This window comes from Streptomyces sp. NPDC003284 (assembly GCF_053589675.1).
Genome location: NZ_JBSFSI010000010.1, coordinates 97,988 through 124,241 on the forward strand (window position 1 = coordinate 97,988; position 26,254 = coordinate 124,241).

General features: G+C 73.4%; 27 protein-coding genes and 2 tRNA genes. 11 read left to right on the forward strand and 18 right to left on the reverse strand.

The annotated features are described in order from the left end of the window. The first annotated feature begins 26 nt into the window (after window positions 1-26). The 5 genes from ehuB (at window position 27) to ACWDYF_RS21825 (ending at window position 3,295) form a co-directional block, all read left to right on the forward strand. Complete coding sequence (ehuB, locus tag ACWDYF_RS21805) at window positions 27-941, forward strand: ectoine/hydroxyectoine ABC transporter substrate-binding protein EhuB (protein ID WP_389466017.1); 915 nt, start codon at window positions 27-29, stop codon at window positions 939-941. Continuing rightward, window positions 938-1,651: an ectoine/hydroxyectoine ABC transporter permease subunit EhuC gene (gene ehuC / locus ACWDYF_RS21810; RefSeq protein WP_389466014.1), complete on the forward strand. Its 714-nt coding sequence runs from the start codon at window positions 938-940 to the stop codon at window positions 1,649-1,651. The genes ehuB and ehuC overlap by 4 nt, the downstream gene beginning before the upstream one ends. Beyond that, entirely contained in the window at window positions 1,648-2,298 is a 651-nt protein-coding gene (ehuD, locus tag ACWDYF_RS21815; RefSeq protein WP_018565639.1) for an ectoine/hydroxyectoine ABC transporter permease subunit EhuD, read from the forward strand. Before ehuC ends, ehuD begins: the two co-directional genes overlap by 4 nt. After that, entirely contained in the window at window positions 2,288-3,088 is an 801-nt protein-coding gene (gene ehuA, locus ACWDYF_RS21820; RefSeq protein WP_389466010.1) for an ectoine/hydroxyectoine ABC transporter ATP-binding protein EhuA, read from the forward strand. Before ehuD ends, ehuA begins: the two co-directional genes overlap by 11 nt. 133 nt (window positions 3,089-3,221) lie before the next feature. Beyond that, window positions 3,222-3,295, forward strand: a tRNA-Lys gene (locus ACWDYF_RS21825). Between the two features lie 121 nt (window positions 3,296-3,416). On the opposite strand, the gene ACWDYF_RS21830 is transcribed toward ACWDYF_RS21825, so the two are convergent. From ACWDYF_RS21830 to ACWDYF_RS21840, 3 genes are all read right to left on the reverse strand, one after another. Next, window positions 3,417-3,869, reverse strand: a complete 453-nt coding sequence (locus tag ACWDYF_RS21830; RefSeq protein ID WP_389466007.1) for a DUF3592 domain-containing protein — start codon at window positions 3,867-3,869, stop codon at window positions 3,417-3,419. 112 nt (window positions 3,870-3,981) lie between these two features. Continuing rightward, window positions 3,982-4,587 carry a lytic polysaccharide monooxygenase auxiliary activity family 9 protein gene (locus tag ACWDYF_RS21835; protein ID WP_018565636.1) on the reverse strand — a complete coding sequence of 202 codons (606 nt, stop codon included), beginning with the start codon at window positions 4,585-4,587 and terminating at the stop codon, window positions 3,982-3,984. Between the two features lie 110 nt (window positions 4,588-4,697). Further along, window positions 4,698-5,822 (reverse strand): SPFH domain-containing protein, encoded by a 1,125-nt coding sequence (locus tag ACWDYF_RS21840; RefSeq protein WP_381743919.1) that lies wholly within the window; start codon window positions 5,820-5,822, stop codon window positions 4,698-4,700. Between the two features lie 189 nt (window positions 5,823-6,011). Between ACWDYF_RS21840 and ACWDYF_RS21845 the strand changes: the two genes are divergently transcribed. The 3 genes from ACWDYF_RS21845 (at window position 6,012) to ACWDYF_RS21855 (ending at window position 10,086) form a co-directional block, all read left to right on the forward strand. Continuing rightward, a tRNA-Lys gene (locus ACWDYF_RS21845) sits at window positions 6,012-6,085 on the forward strand. Window positions 6,086-6,280: 195 nt separating this feature from the next. Beyond that, window positions 6,281-8,155: a glycosyltransferase family 2 protein gene (locus tag ACWDYF_RS21850; protein ID WP_389466003.1), complete on the forward strand. Its 1,875-nt coding sequence runs from the start codon at window positions 6,281-6,283 to the stop codon at window positions 8,153-8,155. Beyond that, window positions 8,152-10,086: a radical copper oxidase GlxA gene (locus tag ACWDYF_RS21855; RefSeq protein WP_389465999.1), complete on the forward strand. Its 1,935-nt coding sequence runs from the start codon at window positions 8,152-8,154 to the stop codon at window positions 10,084-10,086. The genes ACWDYF_RS21850 and ACWDYF_RS21855 overlap by 4 nt, the downstream gene beginning before the upstream one ends. Before the next feature lie 23 nt (window positions 10,087-10,109). Here ACWDYF_RS21855 and ACWDYF_RS21860 read toward each other — a convergent pair whose 3' ends face one another. The 12 genes from ACWDYF_RS21860 to ACWDYF_RS21915 form a co-directional block, all read right to left on the reverse strand. Next, on the reverse strand, window positions 10,110-11,132 hold the full coding sequence (locus ACWDYF_RS21860) for a glycoside hydrolase family 6 protein (RefSeq protein WP_389465996.1): 1,023 nt from the start codon (window positions 11,130-11,132) through the stop codon (window positions 10,110-10,112). Window positions 11,133-11,256: 124 nt separating this feature from the next. Beyond that, window positions 11,257-11,493, reverse strand: a complete 237-nt coding sequence (locus ACWDYF_RS21865) for a hypothetical protein (protein WP_037896860.1) — start codon at window positions 11,491-11,493, stop codon at window positions 11,257-11,259. A 40-nt stretch (window positions 11,494-11,533) separates the two neighbouring features. Further along, entirely contained in the window at window positions 11,534-11,905 is a 372-nt protein-coding gene (locus ACWDYF_RS21870) for a hypothetical protein (RefSeq protein ID WP_389465993.1), read from the reverse strand. Between the two features lie 157 nt (window positions 11,906-12,062). After that, window positions 12,063-12,842: an HAD-IIA family hydrolase gene (locus tag ACWDYF_RS21875; protein WP_018565629.1), complete on the reverse strand. Its 780-nt coding sequence runs from the start codon at window positions 12,840-12,842 to the stop codon at window positions 12,063-12,065. A gap of 74 nt (window positions 12,843-12,916) precedes the next feature. Then, entirely contained in the window at window positions 12,917-13,972 is a 1,056-nt protein-coding gene (locus ACWDYF_RS21880) for a 2-aminoethylphosphonate ABC transporter substrate-binding protein (protein ID WP_381738623.1), read from the reverse strand. Between the two features lie 81 nt (window positions 13,973-14,053). Further along, a complete protein-coding gene (locus ACWDYF_RS21885) occupies window positions 14,054-14,851 on the reverse strand; it encodes an ABC transporter permease (protein WP_018565627.1) in 798 nt (265 codons plus the stop codon). After that, the gene (locus tag ACWDYF_RS21890; RefSeq protein ID WP_381738625.1) at window positions 14,838-15,758 is read right to left on the reverse strand and encodes a 2-aminoethylphosphonate ABC transporter permease subunit; all 921 of its coding nucleotides are present in this window, start codon (window positions 15,756-15,758) and stop codon (window positions 14,838-14,840) included. The genes ACWDYF_RS21885 and ACWDYF_RS21890 overlap by 14 nt, the downstream gene beginning before the upstream one ends. Beyond that, on the reverse strand, window positions 15,748-16,800 hold the full coding sequence (locus ACWDYF_RS21895) for an ABC transporter ATP-binding protein (protein WP_381738627.1): 1,053 nt from the start codon (window positions 16,798-16,800) through the stop codon (window positions 15,748-15,750). The genes ACWDYF_RS21890 and ACWDYF_RS21895 overlap by 11 nt, the downstream gene beginning before the upstream one ends. Window position 16,801: 1 nt before the next feature. Further along, a complete protein-coding gene (locus tag ACWDYF_RS21900) occupies window positions 16,802-17,557 on the reverse strand; it encodes a phosphonatase-like hydrolase (protein WP_389465986.1) in 756 nt (251 codons plus the stop codon). A gap of 8 nt (window positions 17,558-17,565) precedes the next feature. Next, window positions 17,566-18,690: a TIGR03364 family FAD-dependent oxidoreductase gene (locus ACWDYF_RS21905; RefSeq protein ID WP_381738631.1), complete on the reverse strand. Its 1,125-nt coding sequence runs from the start codon at window positions 18,688-18,690 to the stop codon at window positions 17,566-17,568. A 143-nt stretch (window positions 18,691-18,833) separates the two neighbouring features. Beyond that, complete coding sequence (locus tag ACWDYF_RS21910; RefSeq protein WP_381738632.1) at window positions 18,834-19,589, reverse strand: GntR family transcriptional regulator; 756 nt, start codon at window positions 19,587-19,589, stop codon at window positions 18,834-18,836. 173 nt (window positions 19,590-19,762) lie between these two features. Next, a complete protein-coding gene (locus tag ACWDYF_RS21915; RefSeq protein WP_381738679.1) occupies window positions 19,763-20,950 on the reverse strand; it encodes an ROK family transcriptional regulator in 1,188 nt (395 codons plus the stop codon). A 110-nt stretch (window positions 20,951-21,060) separates the two neighbouring features. Here ACWDYF_RS21915 and ACWDYF_RS21920 point away from each other — a divergent pair, with 110 nt between their 5' ends. The 3 genes from ACWDYF_RS21920 (at window position 21,061) to ACWDYF_RS21930 (ending at window position 23,856) form a co-directional block, all read left to right on the forward strand. Further along, entirely contained in the window at window positions 21,061-22,176 is a 1,116-nt protein-coding gene (locus tag ACWDYF_RS21920; protein WP_389465978.1) for a Gfo/Idh/MocA family oxidoreductase, read from the forward strand. Window positions 22,177-22,270: 94 nt separating this feature from the next. Continuing rightward, the gene (locus tag ACWDYF_RS21925; protein WP_389465975.1) at window positions 22,271-22,762 is read left to right on the forward strand and encodes a heme-degrading domain-containing protein; all 492 of its coding nucleotides are present in this window, start codon (window positions 22,271-22,273) and stop codon (window positions 22,760-22,762) included. A gap of 197 nt (window positions 22,763-22,959) precedes the next feature. Then, window positions 22,960-23,856: an LLM class F420-dependent oxidoreductase gene (locus ACWDYF_RS21930; RefSeq protein ID WP_389465972.1), complete on the forward strand. Its 897-nt coding sequence runs from the start codon at window positions 22,960-22,962 to the stop codon at window positions 23,854-23,856. Window positions 23,857-23,965: 109 nt separating this feature from the next. Here ACWDYF_RS21930 and ACWDYF_RS21935 read toward each other — a convergent pair whose 3' ends face one another. The 3 genes from ACWDYF_RS21935 to ACWDYF_RS21945 form a co-directional block, all read right to left on the reverse strand. Beyond that, window positions 23,966-24,823, reverse strand: a complete 858-nt coding sequence (locus ACWDYF_RS21935) for a fumarylacetoacetate hydrolase family protein (RefSeq protein ID WP_389465969.1) — start codon at window positions 24,821-24,823, stop codon at window positions 23,966-23,968. Between the two features lie 162 nt (window positions 24,824-24,985). Next, window positions 24,986-25,732 carry a membrane protein insertase YidC gene (gene yidC, locus ACWDYF_RS21940; protein ID WP_389466214.1) on the reverse strand — a complete coding sequence of 249 codons (747 nt, stop codon included), beginning with the start codon at window positions 25,730-25,732 and terminating at the stop codon, window positions 24,986-24,988. A gap of 200 nt (window positions 25,733-25,932) precedes the next feature. Continuing rightward, window positions 25,933-26,229 (reverse strand): DUF6412 domain-containing protein, encoded by a 297-nt coding sequence (locus tag ACWDYF_RS21945; RefSeq protein WP_018565615.1) that lies wholly within the window; start codon window positions 26,227-26,229, stop codon window positions 25,933-25,935. Between the last annotated feature and the right edge of the window lie 25 nt (window positions 26,230-26,254).

Here is a 26,254-nt window from a genome sequence, read left to right on the forward strand (position 1 = left end):
CTCCGGCTCTGGGTAGCGGCGCGCTCATGGCTCCACCACATGGACTTGGAAGAGGCAGACGGACGCCCGCGCGGCCCAGCCGCCGGTCGCTGCTCGCGGGGGTCGCGGCGGCCGGTGCGCTCGGGGCGGCGGGGTGCAGTCGCGTGGCGACGGCGTCCGCGGACGGCGGTGGCGACCTCCTGGACCGGCTCAGGGCCCAGGGGGTCGTCCGGCTCGGTATCGCGGGCGAGATCCCGTTCGGCTACATCGGCAAGGACGGGAAGGTGACGGGCGAGGCGCCCGAACTGGCGAAGGTGATCTTCAAGCGGCTGGGGGTGGACCGGGTGCAGCCCGTGCCCACCGAGTTCGGCTCGCTCATACCCGGGCTGAACTCCCAGCAGTTCGATGTCGTGGCCGCCGGGATGTACATCAACGCCGACCGGTGCGAACAGGTGCTCTTCGCCGACCCCGACTACCAGATGCTCGACTCCTTCATCGTCCGCAAGGGCAATCCGAAGGGGCTGCACGACTACCGGGACGTGGTGGCGAAGAAGGCGAGGTTCGCCACCGGCACCGGCTACGCGGAGATCCAGTACGCGGTGGAGGCCGGGTACAAGGAGAGCGACATCCTGATCGTGCCGGACCAGGTGGCCGGGCTGAACGCCGTGGAGGCGGGCCGGGTCGACGTCTTCGCGGGGACGGCGCTGACCACCCGCGCGGTGGTGCAGAAGTCCGCCAAGGCCGAGGCCACCGAGGCGTTCGCGCCGCTGGTGAAGGGCAAGCCCCATGTGGACGGCGGCGGTTTCGCCTTCCGGCCGACCGAGACGAAGCTGCGCGACGCCTTCAACACCGAGCTGCACAAGCTGAAGAAGAGCGGCGAACTCTTCCGCGTCCTGCGGCCCTTCGGGTTCTCGAAGGACGAGATGACGGAGCTGACCGCGAAGGAGCTGTGCGCCGGATGACGAAGGGACTGTGGGAACTCGTACTCCAAGGCGTGTGGATCACGGTCCAGTTGCTCGTCCTCAGCGCGCTGCTGGCCGGTGCCGTCTCCTTCGTGGTCGGTATCGCCCGCACCCACCGGCTGTGGATCGTCCGCTTCCTGGCGGGCTTCTACACCGAGGTGTTCCGCGGGACCTCCGCGCTGGTGATGATCTTCTGGGTGTTCTTCGTGCTGCCGCCCGCCTTCGGCTGGCAGCTGGTGCCGCTGTGGGCGGGCACGCTGGCGCTCGGGCTGACGTACGGCGCGTACGGCGCCGAGATCGTGCGCGGCGCACTGACCGCGGTGGAACCGGCGCAGCGCGAGGGCGGGATCGCGCTCAGCTTCACGCCCTGGCAGCGGATGCGGCTGATCCTGCTGCCGCAGGCGGTGCCGGAGATGATCCCGCCCTTCAGCAACCTGCTGGTCGAACTGCTCAAGGGCACCGCCCTGGTGTCGGTCATGGGCATGGGCGACCTGGCGTTCAGCGGCAACCTGGTGCGGCTCGCGCTCCAGGAGAGCGCGCACATCTACACGTACATCCTGCTCATCTACTTCGTGATCGCCTTCGCGCTCACCCGGCTGATGCGCGGTCTGGAGAAGCGGCTGAAGCGGGGCGTCGGCAGGGCGCCGGGCGGCGCGGCCGCCCGCCCGGCGCGGCCGGTGGGCACCTCGGTCGGGGGTGGTGCGGCGTGAACTGGGACTGGGGCGCCGTACGCGACTTCCTGCCGCACTTCTGGGACGGTCTGCTGGTCACCCTCCAGGCGCTGGTGCTGGGCTCGCTGATCTCCTTCGCGCTGGGTCTGGTGTGGGCGCTGCTGATGCGGACGCCGACCCGGTGGGTGCGCTGGCCGGTCGGGGTGGTCACGGAGTTCGTCCGGGACACCCCGCTGCTGGTGCAGTTGTTCTTCCTCTTCTACGTGCTGCCCGAGTGGGGGCTGACGTTCTCCGCGCTGACCACCGGTGTCTTCGCGATCGGGCTGCACTACTCGACGTACACGATGCAGGTGTACCGCGCCGGCATCGAGGCGGTGCCCGTCGGCCAGTGGGAGGCCGCGACGGCGCTGAACCTGCCGCGGCGGCGGACCTGGACGGCGGTGATCCTGCCGCAGGCGATCCGCCGGGTGGTCCCGGCGCTCGGCAACTACGTCATCTCGATGCTCAAGGACACACCGCTGCTGATGGCGATCACGGTGCTGGAGATGCTCGGGCAGGCGCGCCTGTACTCGCAGCAGCACTTCCAGTTCACCGAGCCGCTGACCGTGATCGGTGTGGCCTTCATCCTCGTCTCCTATCTGGCCTCCCTCCTCCTGCGAGCACTGGAGCGACGTCTTGTCCGTTGACACCACGAAGAACCCCGAGGACGCCGCCGGGCCGCGGTCCGGCGGCGCGGCGGGCGGCGAACTGGTCCGCCTGGAGAACGTGACCAAGCGCTTCGGCGACCACACGGTCCTGGACGGGCTCGACTTCTCCGTCGCCGCCGGCCGGCACGTCACGCTGATCGGCCCCTCCGGCTCGGGCAAGACCACCATCCTGCGGCTGCTGATGACGCTGACCCGGCCGGACGAGGGCACCATCACGGTCGACGGCGAGCAGCTCTTCCCGGCGCCCGAGAAGCAGGTCCGGGAGATCCGCAAGAAGATCGGGATGGTCTTCCAGCACTTCAACCTGTTCCCGAACATGTCGGTGCTGCGGAACATCACCGAGGCCCCCGTCACCGTGCTCGGCATGAGCAGGGACGAGGCGGAGGTCCGCGCGCGGGAGCTGCTGGAGCTGGTGGGTCTCGCCGACAAGTGCGACGCGCGGCCCTCCCAGCTCTCGGGCGGGCAGCAGCAGCGGGTGGCCATCGCGCGGGCGCTGGCGATGCGCCCGCAGGTGCTGCTGCTGGACGAGGTGACCTCGGCGCTCGACCCGGAGCTGGTCGCGGGCGTGCTGGACGTGCTGCGGGACATCGCCCGCTCCACCGACATCACGATGCTCTGTGTGACCCACGAGATGGGCTTCGCCCGGGACATCTCCGACCAGGTGCTGATGTTCGACGCCGGGCGGGTCGTGGAGTCCGGGCCGCCGGAGCGGATCTTCGGGGACCCGGAGCAGGAGCGGACCCGGGAGTTCCTGAGCGCGGTGCTGTGAGCCGCCCGCGCGGGCGGGGCCGGGGCGCGCGCCGCCCCTGCTCCGCCCGCCGCGCGGGTGGTCACGAGCACCCTCCGGGACCGGGTAGTATTTTCTTCGTCGCCGAACGCGGGAAGCGGACGGCGGGAGTCATGCGCCGCTAGCTCAGTTGGTTAGAGCAGCTGACTCTTAATCAGCGGGTCCGGGGTTCGAGTCCCTGGCGGCGCACCGACGGTGAGGCCGGTCCATGAGTCCATGGACCGGCCTCACCGCTTTTTTCACCGTCCTCGTCTCTCACCGCCCTCGCCTCTCGCCGTTCTCGCTTTTCCGCTTTTCTCCGCGCGTCGCTTCACGGCAGCACGTCGCCTGCCACCGCGAAGGCGAGATGGGCGACGCCCATGAAGGCGAGGCACGCGGTGATGAACACCCCGAGGAAGGCGCAGAGGCAGCCCTGCTCCGCCAGGAGCCTGCCGGACGCCGGGACATGGGCCGTGGCCCGCTCCGGACGCCCGGCCGGGTAGCGCACGGTGACGATGTCGCCCTCGACGGTCGTCAGCGGTCCCCCGCGCTCGGTGAACCGCACGACACGGCCCTCGGGCGTGCTGAACTCGTACACGTGGTGCGAGGCGGCGGACGTCTGCCCGCCGCCGGACGCGAGGTGCACCCGCAGGCAGCGGGCCTCGGCGGTCGGCCCGTCGCGCCAGGCGCGGCGTATCTCACCGGCGCGTCGCGTGACCACGACCAGAGCGCAGAGCGCGCCGCAGGCCATGAGCCCCGGGACGACGTAGAACAGCGTTTCCATCGGACCCCCCGTACGCCGTGACCGGCCGGCGTGCAGGGGAGGCTACCCGCACCGGCCGCGCCCTTTGCTCAGAGAAAGCTCTGAACCGCGCGGCCGGCGCCGGGTGTCCGGATCAGAACGTGACGTCGGAGCAGGCGTAGAACGCGTTGCCGGTGTCCGCGATCGTCCAGACGGCGAGGATCACGTGGTGGCCGCTCAGACCGGTGGGCAGGGTGCCGCTGTGGCTGAGGGTGGCCGGGGGCTGCTTGCCGCCGTAGGGGATCGTGAGGAACGGCGTGGTGTTGAGGTCGCTCCTGCTCAGGGCGTGGTCCTGGTTCCAGCCCTGCTTGGTGGCGTAGTACTTGAAGTCGGTCGTGGCGTGCCGTGCCTCGAACTGCCAGCGGAAGGTGTAGCTCTGGCCGCCGGTCACCTTGGTGGTGGGCCAGTCCGCACCCTTGGGGGTCCGGGCGCCGTCGAGCTGCCCGAACCGGTCCAGGCCGCCCGAGCACAGGTGCCCGTCGGCCGCTCCGCTCGCCGGGAAGCCCTTGGGCCCCTCGACGCTCTGCGGCTCCCACTGGATCTCGCCGCAGCCGCGCACCGTGCCGTTGGCACAGAGCAGCTGCCTGCTGATGGGGAGGTCGGTGTAGCCGTGGCTGCTGGCACCGCCGGTGGAGAGCGCGAGAGCGCCGGTGGTGGCGAGGCCCAGCACGGCCGCGTACAACTTGGCCTTGGTCCGCATGGAGTCGCTCCTGGTGGACGTGTGGGGAGGTTCGCTGAGCTGAACTGTGCTGGTGTGCTGGTCTAGACCAAGCCCAGATTATGGCCGCCACTTGAACATGTCCATACCAATCACGGGATGGTTTCCCGCCGTCCCGCGCAGAACGCCACCGTCAGATCCCGCACCAGCACCTTGCGCTCCCCGGCGTCCAGATCGACCAGTCCCCGCATGGTCAGCCGGGTCACCGTGTCCTCGACCGAGTCCACCACCGAGGTCAGCGCACCGGCCCGGTCGCGGGCGTCCAGCGCCGCCACGCTGCGCCGGTGCATGGCCCCGGCGACCTCCGGGTCGTACACGACCCGGGCCGGGCGGACCGAGAACACCTCGATCCCGACCGGCTCCGCCTCCCGCGCCACCAGCCGGGTCAGCGCCTCCCCGGCCGCCTCCGCCGTCTGGCGCGCGCCGCCCGCCGCGCGCACCGTCACCCGCGCCAGCGCGGCCTCCACACAGTCCCGCAGATACCCCTCGTGATCGTCGACGCCGAGCGCGGCCCGCGCGGTGTCCCGCACCCGCCAGACGACGAGGACCGCCACCCGCAGCGCGACCCCGTCCGCGTCGGCGGCCGGGAGCGGTTCGCTGCGCCAGTGCCGCAGCCGTACGTCGATCCGGCGGCGCGGCACCAGCGGGTTGACCCACAGCAGCCCGCCGCGCCGGACGGTCCCCCGGTAGCGGCCGAACCGCTGGAGCACCCAGGCCCGCCCGGTCCGCCCCCGGGCCAGCCCGCCGAAGCCGAGCAGTCCGAGCGCCCCGGCCCCGGCGTACGCGGCCCACTGCGGCAGGCCGAGACCCGCCCCCGTGACCGAGGGCAGCCGCAGCGCCTCCACCGCGAGCGGCGGCAGCACCCCCGCCCACCAGGAGGTGAGCACACAGCCCGCCGCCCCGCAGGCACCGGCCAGGACACCGGCCGCGCCGGGCAGCGTCCGGGCCGGCCGCTCCACCAGGCCGGGGTCCGCCCCGGGCGCCGGGCGGGCCGGTGCGGGCACCCGGCGGCGCGGGCGCGACGGCTCGTCCGGGCCGCCCCGCCTGCTGCCCACCACGGCGGGCCGGACGGGGGCCGCCGGTGCCGTGGGCGAGGACCGCGCGGGGGCCGGGCCGCCCTCGTCGCGGAAGAGCAGGTGGACCGGGATCTCGGTGGTCGCCTCGTTCTGGATGAGCCGAGGGAAGGAACGATTCGGCAGGTCGGCCGGCAGCTCCATGCGATCCACGTCACACTCCATACGGACTTGTCCGGATCTATGCACGGTGATCAGTGCCACAATCAGCCCAAAAATACGCATGTCTGACGGTCTGAATGACGCAAAGGAGCCTCTCCCCGCCCGCCCCACACCCCCCGGCGGTGGTCACAGGCACCTCACTGCTTCCTGTAAAGTTCTCCACGTCAGCAGGCGCCGCTAGCTCAGTTGGTTAGAGCAGCTGACTCTTAATCAGCGGGTCCGGGGTTCGAGTCCCTGGCGGCGCACGACACCGGAAGGCCCCTCGCGCGAGCGGGGGGCCTTTCGCGTTCCCCGGTCACCCGCCCCCACCCCTCGCTCGCACTCATGTGCACCCCCCGAAGGCGCGGATTCCGCGCGTCGAGTGGGGTCGGGCCGGGCAGCCATGCAACCGGTACGAAACGGGATCGACACGCGCCGGAGCGTGCGTGGGGGGATGAGTCATGACATCGACGCCGCCGCCGGGCGCCCGGCACCGCAGCGGCAGCACCACCGGGGCGTTCCGCACGATCAGGAGCGCCCTGCCCAGATACGACTACGAGCACCACAGCCGGCTGGCCGGACCGCTCACCCGGCCCGACCCGGACCGCCCCTACCGGGTGCGCCACCGCTCGCTGCTGGCCCAAGAGCCGCACCGGGTCCGGGTCACGCTGATGCTGGTGGCCGCGCCGCTGCTCTCCCTGGTCCTGCTCGCGTGGCTGATGCAGCCCGCCCACTGGACCGAGCGCGACCACCCGGCCCACCCCTGGCTGCCGTTCCTGGACGCGGTGATGCTGGTCTCGATCGGCCTGATCGAGCTCTTCCGCTGTGTGAACGTGCTGTCCAACGCGCACGCCACCCTGGTCGCCCGCGACCCCGTCCCGGTGGTGCCGGAGAGCGGCACCCGGGTCGCCTTCCTCACCACGTTCGTGCCCGGCAAGGAGCCGCTGGAGCTGGCCGCCAGGACGCTGCGGGCCGCCGTACGGCTGCGCCACCGGGGCGTCATGCACGTATGGCTGCTCGACGAGGGCGACGACCCCGAGGCGAAGGCGCTCTGCGCGCGCCTGGGCGTGCACCACTTCACCCGGCGGGGCGTCGAGCGCTGGAACCGCCCCAGCGGCCCCCACCGGGCCAGGACCAAGCACGGCAACTACAACGCCTGGCTCCAGGCGCACGGCGGCGCCTACGACGTCTTCGCCTCCGTCGACACCGACCATGTGCCGCTGCCCAACTACCTAGAGCGGATGCTCGGTTACTTCCGCGACCCGGACGTCGGCTTCGTCGTCGGCCCGCAGGTCTACGGCAACTACGACACCTTCGTCACCAAGGCCGCCGAGTCGCAGCAGTTCCTCTTCCACGCGCTGATCCAGCGCGCCGGGAACCGCTACGGCGCCCCGATGTTCGTCGGCACCTGCAACGCCGTGCGGATCAGCGCCCTGAAGCAGATCGGCGGGCTCCACGACTCGATCACCGAGGACATGGCGACCGGCTTCGAGATGCACCGCGCCAAGAACCCCGCGACCGGCCGCCGGTGGAAGTCCGTGTACACCCCGGACGTGCTCGCGGTCGGCGAGGGCCCCGCCTCCTGGACGGACTTCTTCTCCCAGCAACTGCGCTGGTCCCGGGGGACGTACGAGACGATCCTCAGGCAGTACTGGAAGGGCTTCGGCTCGCTCCCGCCGGGCCGCCTCCTCAACTACACGCTGCTGATCGCCTTCTATCCGCTGTCCGCGCTCAACTGGATCCTGGCCGCGCTGAGCTGCGCGCTCTTCCTGGGCCTCGGCGCCTCGGGCGTGAACATCGACCCCGTGGTCTGGCTGATGCTGTACGGGAACGCGTCCGCGCTCCAGATCGGCCTGTACGTCTGGAACCGCCGGCACAACGTCTCCCCGCACGAACCCGAGGGCTCCGGCGGGGTGGCCGGGATGGTGATGTCGGCGCTGTCCGCGCCGGTGTACGCCCGCGCGCTGCTGGACGCGGTGCTGCGCCGCCCCAGCCGGTTCGTGGTGACGCCCAAGGGCGCGGCGCACAGCCCGGACACGCTGTTCGGCACGTTCCGTGTGCACTGGTTCTTCGTGCTGGTCTTCGGCGGCTCGATCGCGGCCGGGATCGTCCGCGGGCACTCCCACCCGGCCATGCTCACCTGGGCCGGGCTCGCCCTGCTGATCACCCTCTCCCCCGTCGCCGTCCGGCTCTGCTCGCCGCGGCGGCCAGGGACCGGACCCGGACGGGAGGCGCACCCGGCAAACCCGATGAACCCGGCGCACCCGGTGCCGTCGGCGCGGGACGCCGCGCCCCGGGCGTACGCCGGGCACGGGACGGGAGGGCGTGACGCATGAGGGACCGGGCCGGTCTGCGCCGGGCCCGCCGGGTCGGGCTCGGCGCCGTGGTGGTGCTCGCCCTGGCCGGGATGAACGGGCCGTGGCTCTACCGCTTCGGCGCGCAGCGCTACCACCAGTACAAGATCGACGAGCCGGGGTACAAGGCGTCCCACGGCCACTGGGACATCGTGGAGTTCCCGAAGGAGTACCGGCAGGACACCATCCACGCGGTGCTCCTGCACACCGGCAAGGTGCTGCTGGTCGCGGGCTCGGGCAACAACCAGGCGAACTTCGACGCCAGGCGGTTCGACTCCCGGCTGTGGGACCCGGTGAAGGGCACCGTCAAGAAGGTGCCCACACCGACCGACCTGTTCTGCACCGGCCACACCCAGCTCGCGGACGGCAGCATCCTGATCGCGGGCGGCACCAGGCGCTACGAGAAGCTGAAGGGCGACGTCACCAAGGCCGGCGGTCTGATGATCGTCCACAACGAGGACCCGGACAAGCCGGTCACCCTGCCCGCGGGCACCCGCTTCACCGGCAGGGCCAACGGCCGGACGTTCGTCTCCAAGGACCCGGTGCTCGTCCCGCGCGCGAGGAAGAACTTCGACCGGACCGGGAGGTTCCGCGGCAACACCCCGGGGCTCGGCCGGATCTACGTCGAGGCCGAGCACCGCGGCACCCGCTACGAGACCGGCACCCAGGACAACTACCGCGTCCAGGGCCTGACCGGCGCCGACGCCCGCAACACCTACGGCATCGCGCAGAAACTCGCCCTGGACAAGAAGGACTTCCAGGGGATCCGGGACACCTTCGAGTTCGACCCGGTCGCCGAGAAGTACGTCAAGGTCGACCCGATGCACGAGGCCCGCTGGTACCCGACGCTCACCACCCTGGGCGACGGGAAGGTGCTCGGCGTCTCCGGTCTGGACGACATCGGCCAGCTGGTCCCCGGCAAGAACGAGCTCTTCGACCCGGCGACCCGGACGTGGGCGTACACCCCGAAGATCCGTCAGTTTCCCACCTACCCGGCGCTGTTCCTGATGCAGGACGGCAGGCTCTTCTACTCCGGGTCCAACGCGGGGTACGGGCCCGCGGACGTGGGGCGCGCCCCGGGCATCTGGGACGTGGGCAGCAACCGGTTCACCCCGCTGCCCGGTCTGAGCGACCCGGATCTGATGGAGACGTCCGGCACGGTGCTGCTGCCGCCCGCCCAGGACGAGCGGTACCTCGTCATCGGCGGCGGGGGCGTCGGGGAGTCCGCGCGCTCCAGCCGCAGGACCCGGCTGATCGACCTGAAGGCGGCGCACCCGCGCTTCACCGACGGCCCCTCGCTGGACCGGGGCACCCGCTATCCGCAGGCGTCGGTCCTGCCCGACGACACCGTGCTGGTCTCCGGCGGCTCCGCGGACTACCGGGGGCGCGGCGCCTCCGACATCCGCCGGGCCCGGCTGTACGACCCGCGCACCGGCACCTTCCGCCGGGTCGCCGACCCGCTGGTGGGCCGCGACTACCACTCCGGCTCGCTGCTGCTGCCGGACGGCCGGGTGATGTTCTTCGGCTCCGACCCGCTCTACGGCGACAAGGCGGGCACCCGGCCGGGCACCTTCGAGCAGCGCATCGAGATCTACACCCCGCCGTATCTGTACCGGGGCGCGCGGCCCGCCCTGTCCGGCGGCCCGGCGACCGTGGCGCGCGGCGCCCCGGCCACCTTCGTCTCGCGGGACGCCGCCCGGATCAGGAAGGCCCGGCTGATCCGGCCGAGCGCCTCCACACACGTCACGGACGTGGACCAGCGCTCGATCGCGCTGGACTTCACGGTGGCGGGCGACCGGGTCACCGTACGGGTGCCGGAGAACCGGAACCTGGTGCAGCCGGGGTGGTACATGCTGTTCGTGGACGACGCCCGGGGCGCGCCCAGTGTCGCCCGGTGGGTGCGGGTACGGTGAGCCGCGCACCCGGCCCCGGGCGCCTACCGGGCCGCCCCCGCCAGCGCGAGGGCGTACTCCTGCCACCAGTCGCCCGCCTTCGGGCCGCCCTTGCAGGTGCCGTCGGACTCGCCGGGGCGCTTGACCCAGAGGTAGGCGTCGGCGAGCGGGTCGGCGGTCCGTGTCGTGGGCGGCTCGCCGAGGGCCCGGCCGGGCGGGTTGCACCAGCGTTCGCCGGGGTCGCCGTCCGTGGCGGGGCCGTTGCCGTTGCGGCTGGTGTCGACGACGAAGTGCTTGCCGCCGGTCAGCGCGGAGAGCCGGCGGCCGTAGGCGAGCGACTGCCGGGTGGAGTAGAAGTTGGCGACGTTGACGGCGAAGCCGTCCGCCTGTTCGACGCCCGCCCGCCGCAGCGGCTCGTGGATCTGGCCGGGCCGCCCCCAGCCGGGGTTGCCCGCGTCCAGGTAGACCTTGGTGCGCCCGAGGGACGTGAGGGTGGCGACGGCACCGGCGAGCAGGTCGTAGCGCTCCTCCTGGAACTTGGGCGGGGTGCAGCCGTCCACCAGGTGCAGCACGGCGTCCGGCTCCAGCACCACCGTGGCGGCGCGGCCGCCGATGCCGCGGGCCACCGCGGCGATCCAGGCCCGGTAGGCGTCGCCGTCGGCGGCGCCGCCGCGCGAGTACCGGCCGCAGTCGCGGTGCGGGATGTCGTACAGGACGAGGAGCGCGGTGCGGCCCGCCCGGTCGGCGGCCTCGGTGAAGCCGCGCGCCTCCCGCTCGGGGTTCTCCGGTCCGATCCACTGGCCGGTGGGCTGCTCGGCGATCCTGCGGAGCAGCGCGGCCTCGTCCGTGCGCCCGGCCCGGACGAGATCCGCGAGGCGGCGGGCCGCCGCGCTGTCCGGGTTCACCCAGTACGGGTCACCGGCCGCCCCGGGCCGCTGGGCGACCGCCGCGCCCGCCGCGTCGTCCCCGCCCGGGGACGCCGAGGAGCATCCGGCCGCCAGCAGCGCCGCCCCCAGCACCACCGCCACCGCGCGGACGCGCCCGCGCACCCCCCTGTGGCCGCGCATACGACTCCCTCCCCCTCGTCCCCTTCGGCACATCCGGCGCATTCAGCGTGTTCAGTGCGTTCAGCTCTATAGCAGCTTCATACGGCGTATTCGCCGCGTTCCATGCTGCCAGGCGACGGCGGTCTCACGGGCCGGTTCGGGTGAGGTACGCCGAGACGGCGGGGCCGGGCAGCTCGGCGCGCCGGTCCGGGTGGTCCTGGGCGGGGCGGCCGACCGCGGCCATGTCCCCGGTCGTCGGCACGGCAGGTGACCGCTGTACGTCGGCCGAGGCGCCCCACTGCCACAGCGCGAGCAGCAGCGCCACCCAGAGCACCGCGGCGAGGACGCGGCCGGCGCCGCGGAAGCGTTCGGTGTACGACATCGTGATCCCGTCCTTCGGTGCTCGCCTTCGGTGCTCGCCTTCAGTCCTCGGTGCGCCGTCGGCCGCGCCCGCTCCCGCCGCCCCCGCCGTTCCCGGCGCGGGCGGCGCGGGCCCGGGGCAGGAGGACGACGGCGGCCGCCGCGGCGCCCGCGAGGACCAGCCCGGTCACCGCGTGCGCCGCGCCGGGCAGGGGTGCGACGGCGTGTGCGGCGGGGGTGGCCCGCGCCGGGGAGGGCTCCGGGTGCGCCGCCCCTGCGGGTGCGGCGGCGGGCGCGGCCGCCGCCGACGGCGCCGCGGGGCTGCCGCCGGCCCCGGCGGTGCCGTCGCCGGTGCCGGAGGCGGGGCCCAGGGCCGGGGCGAAGGCACCGGCCAGCAGCAGTCCTGTACAGAGTGTCAGGCGCAGTGAACCCATCGTGAGACCTCCGGGTACCAGGAGACTCCACGGCGGGGGCGTCCGCATCCACAACGGGCCGGTGCTGCTCCGAACGGGTGAGCACATGGTTCAGCGCCCGCCCGGATGCCGGGCGGGCGCTGGACCGGAGGGCGGGGTGCCGCCGCTGGAACCGCGCTCAGATCTGCTCCACGAGGTCGGCGATGGAGGCGACGACCTCGGAGGGGCGGAACGGGTAGCGGTCGACGTCGTCGGGCTGGGTCACACCGGACAGCACCAGGAAGGTGCGCATCCCGGCCTCCAGACCGGCGAGCACATCGGTGTCCATCCGGTCCCCGATCATGGCGGAGGTCTCCGAGTGGGCGCCGATCGCGTTCAGCCCGGCCCGCATCATCAGCGGGTTGGGCTTGCCGACGAAGTACGGCTTCTTGCCGGTCGCCGCGGTGATCAGCGCGGCGACCGAGCCGGTGGCGGGCAGGTCGCCCTCCACCGAGGGTCCGACGTTGTCGGGGTTGGTGGCGATGAACCGGGCCCCGTCGTTGATCAGGCGCACGGCCTTGGTCAGCGCCTCGAAGGAGTACGTACGGGTCTCGCCGAGGATCACGAAGTCGGGCTCGTGGTCGGTGAGGATGTACCCGACGTCGTGCAGCGCGGTGGTCAGACCGGCCTCGCCGATGACATAGGCGCTGCCGCCGGGCCGCTGGTCGTCCAGGAACTGCGCGGTGGCCAGGGCCGAGGTCCAGATGTTGTCCACCGGTACGTCCAGTCCCATCCGGCGCAGCCTGGCGTGCAGGTCGCGCTGGGTGTAGATGGAGTTGTTGGTGAGCACCAGGAACGGGCGTCCCGAGTCGCGCAGCTTCTTCAGGAAGGCGTCGGCGCCGGGGATCGGGACACCCTCGTGGATCAGTACACCGTCCATGTCGGTGAGCCACGACTCGATGGGCTTGCGGTCTGCCATGGGGTTCGGTCTCCTGCCGTACGCGGGCCTGCGTCGCCCCAGCCTAACCAGTGGCCCGATCTTGCCGGAACGGTTCAGCTCCCGGTGGCCGCCTTCCACGCGTCGACGTACGCGGTGAGGTTCTTGTCGATGTCCGCCCAGTCCGGCTGGAACACCTCGACGCCCGTCATCAGCTTGGTCAGCGCGGTGGCGTTGGCGTCGGTGGCCTTGACGTCCGTGCGCGAGCTGAAGCCGCCGCCGATCTCGCTGACCTGCTCCTGGGCCTGCCGGGCGAGCATGAAGTCGAGGAGCTTGCGGCCGTTGTCGGAGTGCGGGGCCTTGGTGACGAGCCCGGCGGCGTAGGGCAGCGCGAAGGTGGTGGGCCGGCCGCCCTGCCGGGCCGGGAACCAGATGCCGAGGTTCGGCATGGTCTTGGACTGGGCGTAGTTCATCTGGACGTCGCCGTTGGCGACGAGCAGTTCGCCCTTGTCCACCTTGGGGGCGAGCTTGCCGGTGGAGGCGGACGGGCCGACGTTGTTGGCCTGGAGCTTCTTCAGGTACTCCAGGGCCGCGTCCTTGCCGCCGAAGTCGTGCATGGCCTTGACCAGGACGGCGGTGCCGTCGCCCGCGACACCGGGCGTGGAGTACTGGAGCCGGTTCTTGAACTTCGCGTCCAGGAGCTGCTCCCAGGTGGTGGGGGCGGGCTTCAGCTCCTTCTTGTCGTAGACGAAGCCGAAGTAGTTGTTGACGACCGAGGTCCAGGTGCCGTCGGCGGCCTTGTCGGCGGCGGCCACCTGGTCGGCGCCCTTGGGGGCGTACTTCTGGAGCAGGCCCTTGCCGTCGGCCTGCTGGATGAACGGGGGCAGCGTGACCAGCACGTCGGCCTGCGGGTTGGCCTTCTCGCGGACGGCGCGCTGCACCATCTCGCCGGAGCCGCCCTCGACGTACTTGACCTTGATGCCGGTCTGCTTCTCGAAGTCCTTGAAGACGCGGTCGTACCAGCCGTCGCCGTTCTCGCCCTTGAGGCCGTCGGCGCTGTAGACGGTGACGGACTTGTCGTCGGCGGCGGCGGAGGAGCCGCCGCAGGCGGACAGCAGCGGGGTGGCGAGCACGGCGAGCGCGACGGCGAGCTTGAGGGTGTTTCTGGGCATGACGGGACGGACTCCTTGCGGGGGCGGAAGCCTGAGACGTGGGACGGGAGGGACCAGCGGGGTGGGGCGCGGGGGGTTGGGTCAGCGGTAGGTCGCCCGGGTGCGGACGCGGGAGACGGCCAGCAGGGCGAGCAGGGTGACCGCCATCAGCACCACGGCGACGGCGGAGCCGGTGAACAGGGAACCCCGGTCGGTGGCGGCGAAGATCAGCACCGGCAGCGGGGTCCAGTCGGGCGGGTAGAGCATCATCGTGGCGCTCAGCTCGCCCATGGACAGGGCGAAGCAGAGCCCGGCGGCGGCCGTGAGCGAGGGCAGCAGCAGCGGCAGCCGCACCCGCCACAGGACGTGGGAGGGGCGGGCGCCGAGCGAGGCGGCGGCCTGCTCGTAGGCCGGGTCGAGGCGGACGATCGCCGCCGACACGGACTGGTGGGCGAAGGCGGTGACCAGCACGGTGTGCGCGAGGATCACGATCCAGCTGGTGCCGTTGAGCAGCATCGGCGGCTTGGAGAAGGCCACCAGGACCGACAGGCCGACCACCACCGAGGGCACGGCGACCGGCAGCACGAACAGCGCGTCCAGCACCCGGCGGTGGCTCTTCCTGAGCGCTGATCCGGCCAGCGCGGCCCAGGTGCCCACGGCCAGCGCGAGCAGGCTCGCGGTCACGGCGGTGACCAGGCTGGTGGTCAGCGCCTGGAGGGCGTCGCCGCGGGTGGCGGTGCGGTAGTTGCCGGTGGTCAGGCCCGAGGGCAGCACACCGGACCAGTGGGTGGCGAAGGAGGCGCCGAGGACGACGAGGAGGGGCAGCGCGAACAGGGGCAGGAAGAGGACGAGGAACACCGCCCACACGGCCCAGCGGCCCTTGCGGCTATGCACCAGCACGGCGGCTCACCACCCGGTAGAGGCCGTAGAGGCCCACGGAGATCAGGACGTTGACGACGGCGACCACGCAGGCCCCCGGGTAGTCGGACTCCAGGATCGCCTTGCTGTAGACGAGCATCGGCAGGGTGGTGACGCCCTTGGCGCCGGTGAACAGGACGATGCCGAACTCGTTGAGGCACAGCACGAGCACCAGGCTCCCGCCGGCCCCGAGCGCGGGCAGCGCCTCGGGCAGGATCACCTGCCGGACGATGCGCGGGGCGCGGGCGCCCAGCGAACCGGCCGCCTCCAGCTGCGCGGTGTCCAGCTGGGTGAACGCGGCGAGCAGCGGGCGCATCACGAACGGCGTGAAGTAGGTGATCTCCGCGAGCAGCACGCCCCAGGGCGTGGTCAGGAACTCGAAGGGCCCGTCGGCGGAGCCGGTGACCTGGGTCCACAGCCCGTTGGCCAGTCCGGTGCGGCCGTAGACGAACAGCAGCGCCAGGGTGATCAGGAAGGACGGGAAGGAGAGGAAGACGTCGATGAACTTCGCCACGCCCTTCGCGCCGGGGAACGGCACGAAGGCGATGACCAGCGCGAGCACGAAGCCCAGCACCAGGCATCCCGCCGTCGAGGCGAGCGCGAGCCACACGGTGGTCCACAGCGCCTCGCGGAAGGCGTCCGAGGCGAACACGTCGGCGTACGGCTGCACCGAGGTGCCGCCCGCGTCCGGCTGGAAGGACTGCCGCACGACCAGGGCGAGCGGGTAGAGGAAGAAGACGGCGAGCAGCGCGACCGGGGGCAGCGCCCACAGCAGGCGGCGGGCCGTGCGGGGGGCCGCGCCGCCGCGCACCGCGGCCGGGGGCGCCGGGGCGGCGCCGGGGCCCGCCGCGCGGGCGGGCGCCGGGGCGGTCAGCGGCTCAGTGCTCATCGCCGCTCACCCCCGCGGCCAGCAGCACCGCGTCCTCGGCGGCGAAGTGCAGGCTGACCTCGGCGCCGTGCGCGGGCGGCTCGCGCAGCTCGGGCAGGTCGGCCATCACCGGGTGGCCGTCGACGTCGACGTAGAGCCGGTGGGTGGAGCCGCGCCACTGGATCTCGCTGACGGTGCCGGTGAGCCGGTTGGGTCCGTCGCCGAGCCCGACCAGGTGCGGGCGTACGCACAGGGTGGCCCGCGCGCCGGACGCCGCGCCCGCCGTGTCGACCGTCAGCTCGGCGGCGCCGAGGGCGGCGCCGCCGGGGGTCACGGTGACCGGCAGCAGGTTGGCGTTGCCGACGAAGGACGCCGTGAAGGCGTCGGCCGGGGCCCGGTACAGCTCCTGCGGTGTCCCGCAGGCGCGCAGCCGGGCCTTGTCCATGACCGCGATCCGGTCGGCCAGGGTCAGCGCCTCGATCTGGTCGTGGGTGACGTACAGGATGGACACGTCGGGCAGTTCGCGGTGCAGGCGCGCGAGTTCGGCGAGCATGCCCGAGCGCAGCCGGGCGTCCAGCGCGGACAGCGGTTCGTCCAGCAGCAGCACCGCGGGCCGGATGGCGAGCGCGCGGGCGATGGCCACGCGCTGCTGCTGGCCGCCGGAGAGCTCCCGGGGGTAGCGGCGCGCGTAGGCGGCCATGCCGGTCATCTCCAGGGCCTCGCCCACCCGGGCGCGGATCTCGGACCGGGGGGTCTTGCGGGCCTTCAGACCGAAGGCCACGTTGTCCTCGACCCGCAGGTGCGGGAAGAGGGCGTACTGCTGGACGACCATGCCGATGCCCCGGCGGTGGGGAGGCAGGTCCGTCACGTCCCGCTCCCCGAGAAGCACCCGTCCCGACACGGGCCGCACGAACCCGGCGACCGCCCGCAGCGCGGTGGTCTTGCCGGAACCGGACGGTCCGAGGAGCGCCATCACCTCGCCGGGCGCGACGGTGAGGTCGAGCGAGTCGAGGACGACGTTGCCGTCGTAGGCAACCGTGACGGAGTCGAAGCGGATGCTCATCTCACCGGGCTCCCTCGAGCAGGGCGGGCAGGTCGGCGACGGACGGGAGGACGTGGGTGGCGCCTGCGGCGCGCAGGTCGGGCTCGCGGTGCGCCCCGGTCAGCACGCCGGCGACGAGACCGGCACCGGCGCGGACGCCGCTGAGCATGTCGTAGGAGGTGTCCCCGACGACGGCCACCTGGTCCAGGGAGTCGGCCGCCCCGGTGCGCAGGAACGCCTCCAGCACCATGTCCGGGTAGGGGCGTCCGCGCCCGCCCGCGTCGGCGGGGCACAGGGTGAGCGCGACCAGGTCGCGCCAGCCGAGCGCGTCGAGGATGGCGTCCTGGGTGACACGTGCGAACCCGGTCGAGAGGACGACGGTGCGGCCGCTCGCCCGGATCGCCTCGATGGTCTCGCGGGCGCCGGGCACGGGCTCGATCAGCCCGTCGTCGACGAGTGCGCCGTACGCCTTCTCGAAGGCGGCGTTGGCCCGCTGGGCGGCCTCCTCGGTGCCGAACAGGTGCCGGAAGACGGAGATCTTCGACTCGCCCATGGTGGCGCGGACGTAGGCGAGCTGCTCGGTGTGCTCGGCGGAGCCGGGCTCGACGCCCAGTTCGGCGGCGGCCGCGGCGAAGGCGCGCTCGACCAGGCCGCCGTCGGCGACGGTGGTCCCGGCCATGTCGAGGACGACCAGGCGGATGCCGGCGGGACCGGCCTGCGGGGTGGCGGCGGTGGTGGCCGTCGAGGCGTCGGTGGCGGTGGTGGGTGTCTCGGTCATGGGTTCTGTCACCAGCCCAGTTCGTTCGCGGTGCGTTCGGCTATCGCCGGGGAGCAGGTCATGCCGCGGCCGCCGGGCCCGGTGACCAGCCAGACGCCCTCGCGGACCTGCTGGCGGTGGACGACCCTGCTGGTGTCGGTGCACTGCGCGTACACCCCGGCCCAGCGGCGGCGGATCTTCGGCAGCGGGCGGCCCAGCAGCGACTCGACGACGGCCGTCAGGTGCTCGTAGGGGTCCTCGACGGTGTCGAAGGCGAAGGGGTGCTCGTACTCGTGGGTGTCGCCGATGGTCAGTCCGCCGTCGGCGCGCTGCACCATGAGCAGCTGCATCCGGTGCGCGGCGGCCGTCTCGGTCTGGGCCTGGCCCGCGTTGAGCGCGTCCAGGGCCGGGGAGGCGTACGCCGGGTAGTAGCGGAAGCTGTCGGCGTCCGCGACCGAGGTGGGCAGCGGCTCGCCCAGCGGGTCGGTCTGCATCATCTGGAGCCGCACGCGGCGCACGGGCAGGCCGGGCCCGGCCAGCTCGCGCACGAGTCCGCCGAGCCAGGCGCCGGTGGCGAGCACCACCACGTCGGCGGTGTGCACGTCGCCGTGGTCGTCGCGGACGGCGCCCGCGCCGACGACCTCGCGCACCTCGCGGCCCGGCAGGAAGGTGTAGCCCGGCCGCTTGAGCAGTTCGGCCCGCAGGGCGAGCTGGGCGGTCCGCGGCTCGACGGCCGCGTCCCGCTCGCAGAAGAGGGCCGCGTCGAAGTCCCCGCGCAGCGCGGGGTTGAGGGCGCGGGCCTCGTCCGGGGTGAGCAGTTTGCGACCGCGTACGGCCGCGTCCGGGGCAGCGGCGGCGGCCTCGGCCACGGCGAGCTCCAGGGCGCCGCGTACGGGGGTGAGGGAGCCGTTGGCGCGGAAGCCCAGCGCGGGCACCCGGCCACCGATCTCCTCCCACAGCTCCCGGGCGCGCAGCGCGGTCTCCAGCTCCTCGCCACCGGCGCGCCCGCTCACCCAGATCTGCCCGAAGTTGCGCAGCGAGGCGCCGCGGGCCTCGGCCTCGCGTTCGATCTGCACGACCTCGTGGCCGCGTTCCACTGCTTGCCAGGCGTGCATGGTTCCCACCACGCCGGCTCCGACGACTGTCACTTTCACGACGGCAACGTTCCTCTCGAACAACGAACCGGAAGAGTCCTGCTGACAACGAGAGCCTGAACGAGGCGCCAAAAATGGGCTAGACCCGTTATCTTTTCGTTATTCGAAGAGGGCGTGAAAGGCGCCACGGTTCGCGGGGGCGGTCAGCCGTCCAGCCGGGCGGTGAAGGAGAACCGGTCCCCCCGGTACAGGCTCCGCACCCGCTCCAGCGCCCCGCCCGCCGCGTCCCGCGAGACACGGTGGATCAGCAGCATGGGCAGCGCGGGCGGGGTGCCGATGAGCAGCGCCTCGCGCGGGGTGGCGAGCACGGTCTCGATGCGCTCGTCGGCGTCGCCGCAGGACAGGCCCAGACTCTGGAGGTAGCCGTAGAAGGACGAGTCCGGGTCGAAGTCGGCGTCCAGGCGCGGCACGCGCGCCACGGCCACATAGGTGCTCTCCAGGCCGACCCGCTCGTCGTCCGCGAGCAGGATCCGCTCCAGGTGCCAGACCGGCTCGCCCCGGGTGAGCCCGGTCTCGGCGGCCAGCGCGTCGGGGCACGGGAAGCGGTCGAGACCGACGAGCGTACGCCCCGGCGTACGGCCCTGGCGGCGCACGCCCTCGGTGTAGCTGGCCAGCGACAGCGGCTGCTCCAGCTTGGGGCCCGCGACGACCGTCCCGCGCCCCCGGCGCCTGAGCTTGCCCTCCAGGAGCAGTTCGCGCAGCGCCTGGCGCACGGTCTCGCGGGCGACGCCGTACTCCTCGGACAGATCGCGTTCGGTGGGGATCGCGCCGCCCTCGCCCAGTTCGCCGATGAGGCGGTCGATCCGCGCCTTCACCGCGTAGTACTTGGGGATCCGGCCGTGCTCCGGGATGCCGGAGCGGACCGGCGCGCCGGGGGCCTGGTCGTTCGGGTAGTCCACCGGGGAATGTTCGCAGACCCGGACGCGTGCTCGGCGCCGCCGCCGGGGGCGGGGTGGCTCAAAGTCGCCTATGGGTGCGACAGGGGTGGGGCGACGGCGGACGGGGGCGGGGTCGCGCCCGCCGGGGGCGGGGCAACTCCCGCCGGGGTGAGGCTCTCCCGCCGCCTCCCTGCCTATCCGTCCCCTCGCCCGAACAGCGGCGCCAGCAGCAACTGCGCCGCGCCCTCCGCGACCCCGCGCGCTCCGGTCGGCGCCCGGCGGACCGGGACCGCGCCCTCCGGCAGCCCGTTGCGCCGGACGCGCGCGGCGACCACCGCGCCCACCCCGGCCTCGAACGCCTCCGGGTCCGCCGCGACCGTACGCCCGCCGAGCAGCACCAGGTCGATGTCCAGGAGCCCCACCAGATTGGCGGCGCCCGCGCCCAGCACCCGCGCCGCCTCCGCCGTGTCCCCGCGCGCGACCGCCGCCAGGCACAGCGCCTCGACGCACCCCCGGTCCCCGCACGCGCACGGCGGCCCGTCCAGCTGGATCACCTGGTGCCCGAACTCGCCCGCGCCGGTGCGCGCGCCCCGGTGCACGCTCCCGCCGACGACCAGCCCGGCCCCCAGCCCCGTACCGAGGTGCAGATAGGCGAAGGAGCCGCCGCGCCCCTCGCCCGCGACCGCGAGGCCGAGGGCGGCCGCGTTGGTGTCCTTGTCCACGACGACCGGCACCCCGAGCCGCCGCTCCAGCGCGTCCCGCAGCGGGAAGCCGTCCCAGCCGGGGAAGCCGGTGACGCGGTGCAGCACCCCGCTTTCGTGGTCGAGCGGACCGGGCAGCGCCACCCCGGCCCCGAGCAGCGAGGCGGCACCCGCCTCCCGGGGGCCCGTCCCGAACGCCTCCGCCACCAGCGCCTCGGTCTGCTCCGCCACCGCCGCCACGACGGCACCCGGCTCCGCCCCCAGGTCCAGCGGGCGGCGGCGCTCGCCGGTCACGGTGCCGTCCAGGTCCACCAGGACGGCCCGCACCTCGTCCCGCTCGACGTGCACGCCCACCGCGCGGCCCGCCTCCGGGACCAGCCGCAGCACCGTGCGCGGCTTGCCCCCGGTGGAGGCCCGGCGCCCCGCCTCGGCCGCCAGCCCGCGGTCCCGCAGCCGCGCCGTGATCTTGCTGACCGCCTGCGGGGTGAGGCCGGTCCGCTCGGCCAGTTCGAGCCTGCTGATCCCGGCCGCGCCCGCCCGGCGCAGCAGGTCGAGCACGAGCGCGGTGTTGTGGCTGCGCAGCGCGAGCAGGTTCGCGCCCGAGCCCGCACCGCCCACATCCGCCTCCCCGCCCGCGCGGGTGCGCGCGCCCGCGCCGGAGCCGCGTACCGTCCCGGCCATCTCCACCCTCGTCGCTCCCCGTCCGTCCACCCGCCGCCGCCCGTGCGGCGCCGTCTCCTCATTCTCCCCCGCGCTTGCACTTAGGCAACAGCGTTGTGAAAGTAGGAGCCATGACTAGCACCCCCCGCCGCGACCTCCGTGTGGGACTCATCGGCTACGGCCTCGCCGGTTCCGTCTTCCACGCCCCGCTGATCGCCGCCACCGAGGGCCTGGCCCTCGACACGGTCGTCACCTCGGACGAGGAGCGCCGGGCGCAGGCCCGCGCGGAGTTCCCGGACGTCCGCCTCGCGGCCGGCCCCGACGACCTGTTCGCCCGCGCCGACGAGCTGGACCTGATCGTCGTCGCCTCCCCGAACAAGACCCACGTCCCGCTCGCCACCCGGGCGCTGGAGTCGGGCCTGCCGGTGGTCGTGGACAAGCCGGTCGCCGCCACCGCGGCCGAGGCACGCGCCCTCGCCGCCCTCGCCGAGGAGCGCGGTCTGCTGCTCTCCGTCTTCCAGAACCGCCGCTGGGACAACGACTTCCTGACCCTGCGCGACCTGGTCGAGCGCGGCGGACTCGGCGACGTCTGGCGCTTCGAGTCCCGCTTCGAGCGCTGGCGGCCGCGGCCCAAGGGCGGCTGGCGCGAGTCCGGCGACCCCGCAGAGATCGGAGGTCTGCTCTACGACCTCGGGAGCCATGTCGTCGACCAGGCCCTGGTCCTCTTCGGCCCGGTCACGCAGGTGTACGCCGAGTCGGTGGTCCGGCGCGCGGGCGCCGAGGCGGACGACGACACGTTCCTCGCGCTGACGCACACCGGCGGGGTCCGCTCCCACCTCCATGTCTCTTCCACGGCCGCCCAACTGGGCCCGCGCTTCCGGGTGCTGGGCTCGCGGGCCGGTTACGTCAAGTACGGCCTCGATCCGCAGGAGGCGGCGCTGCGGGCGGGCGCGCGTCCCGGAACCGGAACCGGAACCGGAACGGGGTCCGGCTCCGGGCCGGAGGGCTGGGGTGTCGAGGAGGAGTCGCTGTGGGGCCGTCTCGGCGCGGGAGAGTCCCCGCTGACCGGCGGCGGCAGCCCCGTACCGACGCGGCCCGGCGACTACCCGGCGTACTACGCGGCCGTGGCCGCCGCGCTGCGCGAGGGCGCCCCGAACCCGGTGACCGCGCACGAGGCCGCCGCCGCGCTGGACGTCCTGGAGGCGGCCCGCCGCTCGGCCCGCGACGGCGTGGCGGTGCGGCTGTGACGGCCGGACGCACCGAGAGGACGAGCACGGCGAAGGCCGGGAAGCCGGAGCCGGACGGGGCGGGGCGGGCGAGAAGACGGTGGGTGAGGTGACGGTGAGTGTGGAGACAGTGCGCGAGGAGAGGGTGCGCGAGCTGATCGGGGAGTTGGAGGCGCAGGAGCGTCGGCTGGTCCTCCCCCGGTTCACCCACGAGGACGCCTGGGCGCTCGGCTCGCTCCTGGTCGCTCGGGCGCGCGAGCGGCGGGCCCCGGTCGCCGTCGACATCCACCGCGCCGGACAGCAGTTGTTCCACGCGGCGCTGCCCGGCTCCACTCCCGACAACGACGCCTGGATCGCCCGCAAGCGCCGGGTCGTGGAGCGCTACGGCTGCGCCTCCTACCTGGTCGGCGCCCGGTTCCGGGCCAAGGGCACGACCTTCGAGGACTCCTCCCGCCTGGACCCCGGCAGCTACGCGGCCCACGGCGGCTCCTTCCCGATCGCCGTCGAGGGCGCCGGTGTGATCGGCGCGGTGACGGTGTCGGGCCTGCCGCAGGCCGAGGACCACCGGCTGGTGGTGGAGGCGCTGGAGGCGTATCTGGAGCGGTAGCCGGGCCGGGGCCGGAAGGACCGGAAGGGCGGACCCGCCGGAAGGACCGGAAGGCCGGACCCGCCGGAAAGCGGGAATGACCGGGCCCGCCGGACCGGTTGGGGTTGGCTGTACGCGAAATGGTCATGCGGGGCAGCGGTGCTGCGCGGACGCGGTCACGCGTGACGGACGGAAACCGCCGGAAGGATCGGAACCGAATGAGCGACACGGCAGCCCCACGGGACACCACCGCCCCGCTGAAGGAGGCGGTCGGACGCTACGGCGTCTGGAGCATCGGCCTCCGCTCGGAGAAGGCGGACCGGCGCGGCGCCATCGCCGAGGCCGCCGCCGAACTGGAGGAGCTGGGCTACGGCACCGCGTGGCTCGGCGGCAACAGCGCCCCCGCCAACGCCGCGCCCCTGCTCGGCGCGACCCGGACACTCACCGTCGGCACCAGCATCCAGAGCATCTGGCAGCACGACGCCGGATCGAGCGCGGCCGGCTTCGCCGAGCTGGACGCGGCCCACCCCGGCCGCTTCGTGCTGGGCCTCGGGGTGAGCCACGCCAAGCTCGCCGAGCAGTACCGCCGCCCGTACTCGGCGCTGGTCTCCTACCTGGACGAGCTGGACGCCGCCAAGGTGCCCGCCGGGCGCCGGGTCCTGGCCGCGCTCGGCCCCAGGACCCTCGGACTGTCCCGGGACCGGGCCGCGGGCGCGATCCCGTACCTGGTCACCACCGAACACACCGCGCAGGCCCGCGAGATCCTGGGCGAGGGCCCGCTGCTCGCCCCCGAGCTGAAGGTCGTGCTGGACGAGGACCCCGAGCGGGCCCGCGCCACCGCCCGCGGCTATCTGGCGATGTACCTCCAGCTCCCCAACTACACCGACAACTTCCTCCGGCTCGGCTTCACCGAGGACGACGTCAGGGACGGCGGCAGCGACCGCCTGATCGACGCGGTGTACGCCTGGGGCGACGAGGACCGGATCCGGGCCCGGGTGGAGGAGTACCTGGCGGCGGGCGCCGACCACCTGGCGCTCCAGGTCGTCACCGGCACGACGGACCCGGACGAACTCCCCAGGGAGGAGTGGCGCCGCCTGGCCTCGCTTCTCGGCTAGGGCCCGCCGAAGAGGGGCGCGGGGAACCGCGCGGCCGCCCCCGTGCGCGGCGCGGCACGCGGAAGCGCACCGCGGTTCCCCGCCCCCTCCCCGGCGAACGGCGGAGCGCCTACGCGTCCTTCAGCTCCTGCCGCTGCCGCCCCAGCCCCTCGACCTCCAGCTCGACCACGTCACCGGAGCGCAGATACGGCTTCGGCTCCGGCTGGCCGAGGGCGACCCCGGCGGGCGTACCGGTGTTGATGACGTCGCCGGGGTAGAGGGTCATGAAGTGGCTGACGTAGCGCACCACTTCGGCGACCGGGAAGATCTGCTCGGCGGTCGTCCCGTCCTGCTTCAGCTCGCCGTTGACCCACAGCCTCAGGGCGAGGTTCTGCGGGTCGGGCACCTCGTCGGCGGTGACCAGCCAGGGCCCGAGCGGGTTGAACGTCTCGCAGTTCTTCCCCTTGTCCCAGGTGCCGCCGCGCTCGATCTGGAACTCCCGCTCGGAGACGTCGTGCGCCACCGCGTACCCGGCGACGTGCGCGAGGGCGTCCTCGTCGGTCTCCAGATAGCGGGCCGTACGGCCGATGACGACCGCCAGCTCCACCTCCCAGTCGGTCTTGGCGGAGCCGCGCGGCACCAGCACGGTGTCGTTCGGCCCGACGACCGTGTCGGCCGCCTTGAAGAAGACGACGGGCTCGGCGGGCGGCTCGGCGCCGGTCTCGCGGGCGTGGTCGTGGTAGTTCAGGCCGATGCACACCACCTTGCCGATCCGGGCCAGCGGCGGTCCGATCCGCAGGCCGTCCGCGTCCAGCACGGGCAGCTCGCCCGCGTCGGCGGCGGCCCGGATCCGGCCGAGTGCCGCCTCGTCGGCGAGCAGGGCGCCGTCGATGTCCGCGACGACGCCCGACAGGTCGCGCACGGTGCCCTCGGCGTCCAGCAGTGCGGGCCGCTCAGCCCCGGCCGTACCGACTCGCAGCAGCTTCATGTTCCCCAACTCCCTCGATTCGCGGGAAGCCCGTCCGGTGGGACGGCGTCCGGGTGCGGCGGACACAGCCATCGGAGGACTGGTCGATCCTCCAAGGTCCGCGTCCACTCCGCAATACCCCGTTCACGTACTGGACCGTAGGGCCGCCGGACGGGCGCGCGTTCAGCCCTGGAGCACGGCCCGCTCCACGGCGCTCCAGGCGGAGCTGGTCACCACGTACAGCGCGGCCGCCAGCGGTACGACGGCCACGGTGACGAGCGTGGCGAAGGACAGGAAGGGCACCACCTTGCCCACGGCCGCGAGCCCGGGGACCTGCGCCGCCTCGCCCGCACCGGCGGCGGTGGCCGCTGCCTGGGCCCGCCGGGCGCGCGCGAAGTTGAACCCGGCGACGACGGTCACGACCGCGAACAGCGCGACGTACACCAGCCCGGCCGCCCCGAAGACCCCGCCGTCCGCGAGGGCGTCGCTCCACCGCCCGCCCAGCGGCGCGGCCAGCAGCCGGTGGCCGAGCAGGCCGTTGGCGCTCCCGCCGAGCGTCGAGCTGGAGAACAGGTGGTAGAGGAGGAAGAAGGCGGGCATCTGGAGCAGCCCCGGCAGGCAGCCGGACAGCGGCGACACCTTCTCCTCGGCGTGTAGCGCCAGTACGGCCTGCTGGAGGCGCCGCGGATCCCTGCGGTGCTTCCTGCGCAGTTCGGCCAGGCGCGGCTGGAGCGCGGCCCGCGCCCGCTGCCCGCGCGCGGCGGCCCGGGACAGCGGATGGACGAGCAGCCGTACGAGCAGGGTGACCAGGACGATCGCGGCGGCGGCCGCGGAGGCGTGGAACAGCGGCTGGATCAGATCGGCGAGTCGTTCGACCAGAGCGGCGAAGCCGGTGAGGACGGCAGAGAAGACGGACATGGAGACAGACATGGAGACGGACATGGTGGAGGAGCCCTTCAGGGTCTCGTCGTGCCGGAAGCGGGGCATGGCGGCATGACGACCCGCGGCGCAGGGTCACGAAGTGGAGTGGACGCGGTGAACGCGGAACCCGGAACCTCAGGCCCTGAGGCCCTGAGAGCGTCGGAAGGTGCCGGGCGGCGGGTGCCGGGTGACGGGTCCGGAAGTGTGCCCTACGCGGCGGCGGTCGCCGGAAGGGCCCGTCCGGGTGCGCGGGGCCGTCGCCGGCCCGCCGCGTCGGGATCGCGCTGCGGCAGGAAGGCCGTACGCCGGTCGCGGTCCCGGATCGCCGTACGCACCCGTGTGGGCGCCACGGCGGGCGCGCAGCGCGAGCCGAGCAGCGCGCACGCGACGAGCGCGGCACCGGCGGCGACGGTCGCGGCGAGGCTGCCCGAGTCGAGCAGCGACAACTGGAGGACCAGGAAGACCACGAAGAGCAGCGACAGCAGTACTGGCAGCAGCAGGGGCACGAGCGGAGCACCGGCCCGCTGGCGA

Bases quoted from the DNA above. Each gene is read 5' to 3' on its own strand.
- ehuB (WP_389466017.1), top strand. From the start codon at position 27: ATGGCTCCACCACATGGACTTGGAAGAGGCAGACGGACGCCCGCGCGG.
- ehuC (WP_389466014.1), top strand. From the start codon at position 938: ATGACGAAGGGACTGTGGGAACTCGTACTCCAAGGCGTGTGGATCACG.
- ACWDYF_RS21830 (WP_389466007.1), bottom strand. From the start codon at position 3,869: ATGGAAACGCTGTTCTACGTCGTCCCGGGGCTCATGGCCTGCGGCGCG.
- ACWDYF_RS21835 (WP_018565636.1), bottom strand. From the start codon at position 4,587: ATGCGGACCAAGGCCAAGTTGTACGCGGCCGTGCTGGGCCTCGCCACC.
- ACWDYF_RS21840 (WP_381743919.1), bottom strand. From the start codon at position 5,822: ATGGAGCTGCCGGCCGACCTGCCGAATCGTTCCTTCCCTCGGCTCATC.
- ACWDYF_RS21850 (WP_389466003.1), top strand. From the start codon at position 6,281: ATGACATCGACGCCGCCGCCGGGCGCCCGGCACCGCAGCGGCAGCACC.
- ACWDYF_RS21855 (WP_389465999.1), top strand. From the start codon at position 8,152: ATGAGGGACCGGGCCGGTCTGCGCCGGGCCCGCCGGGTCGGGCTCGGC.
- ACWDYF_RS21860 (WP_389465996.1), bottom strand. From the start codon at position 11,132: ATGCGCGGCCACAGGGGGGTGCGCGGGCGCGTCCGCGCGGTGGCGGTG.
- ACWDYF_RS21865 (WP_037896860.1), bottom strand. From the start codon at position 11,493: ATGTCGTACACCGAACGCTTCCGCGGCGCCGGCCGCGTCCTCGCCGCG.
- ACWDYF_RS21870 (WP_389465993.1), bottom strand. From the start codon at position 11,905: ATGGGTTCACTGCGCCTGACACTCTGTACAGGACTGCTGCTGGCCGGT.
- ACWDYF_RS21875 (WP_018565629.1), bottom strand. From the start codon at position 12,842: ATGGCAGACCGCAAGCCCATCGAGTCGTGGCTCACCGACATGGACGGT.
- ACWDYF_RS21880 (WP_381738623.1), bottom strand. From the start codon at position 13,972: ATGCCCAGAAACACCCTCAAGCTCGCCGTCGCGCTCGCCGTGCTCGCC.
- ACWDYF_RS21890 (WP_381738625.1), bottom strand. From the start codon at position 15,758: ATGAGCACTGAGCCGCTGACCGCCCCGGCGCCCGCCCGCGCGGCGGGC.
- ACWDYF_RS21895 (WP_381738627.1), bottom strand. From the start codon at position 16,800: ATGAGCATCCGCTTCGACTCCGTCACGGTTGCCTACGACGGCAACGTC.
- ACWDYF_RS21900 (WP_389465986.1), bottom strand. From the start codon at position 17,557: ATGACCGAGACACCCACCACCGCCACCGACGCCTCGACGGCCACCACC.
- ACWDYF_RS21915 (WP_381738679.1), bottom strand. From the start codon at position 20,950: ATGGCCGGGACGGTACGCGGCTCCGGCGCGGGCGCGCGCACCCGCGCG.
- ACWDYF_RS21920 (WP_389465978.1), top strand. From the start codon at position 21,061: ATGACTAGCACCCCCCGCCGCGACCTCCGTGTGGGACTCATCGGCTAC.
- ACWDYF_RS21930 (WP_389465972.1), top strand. From the start codon at position 22,960: ATGAGCGACACGGCAGCCCCACGGGACACCACCGCCCCGCTGAAGGAG.
- ACWDYF_RS21935 (WP_389465969.1), bottom strand. From the start codon at position 24,823: ATGAAGCTGCTGCGAGTCGGTACGGCCGGGGCTGAGCGGCCCGCACTG.
- yidC (WP_389466214.1), bottom strand. From the start codon at position 25,732: ATGTCTGTCTCCATGTCCGTCTTCTCTGCCGTCCTCACCGGCTTCGCC.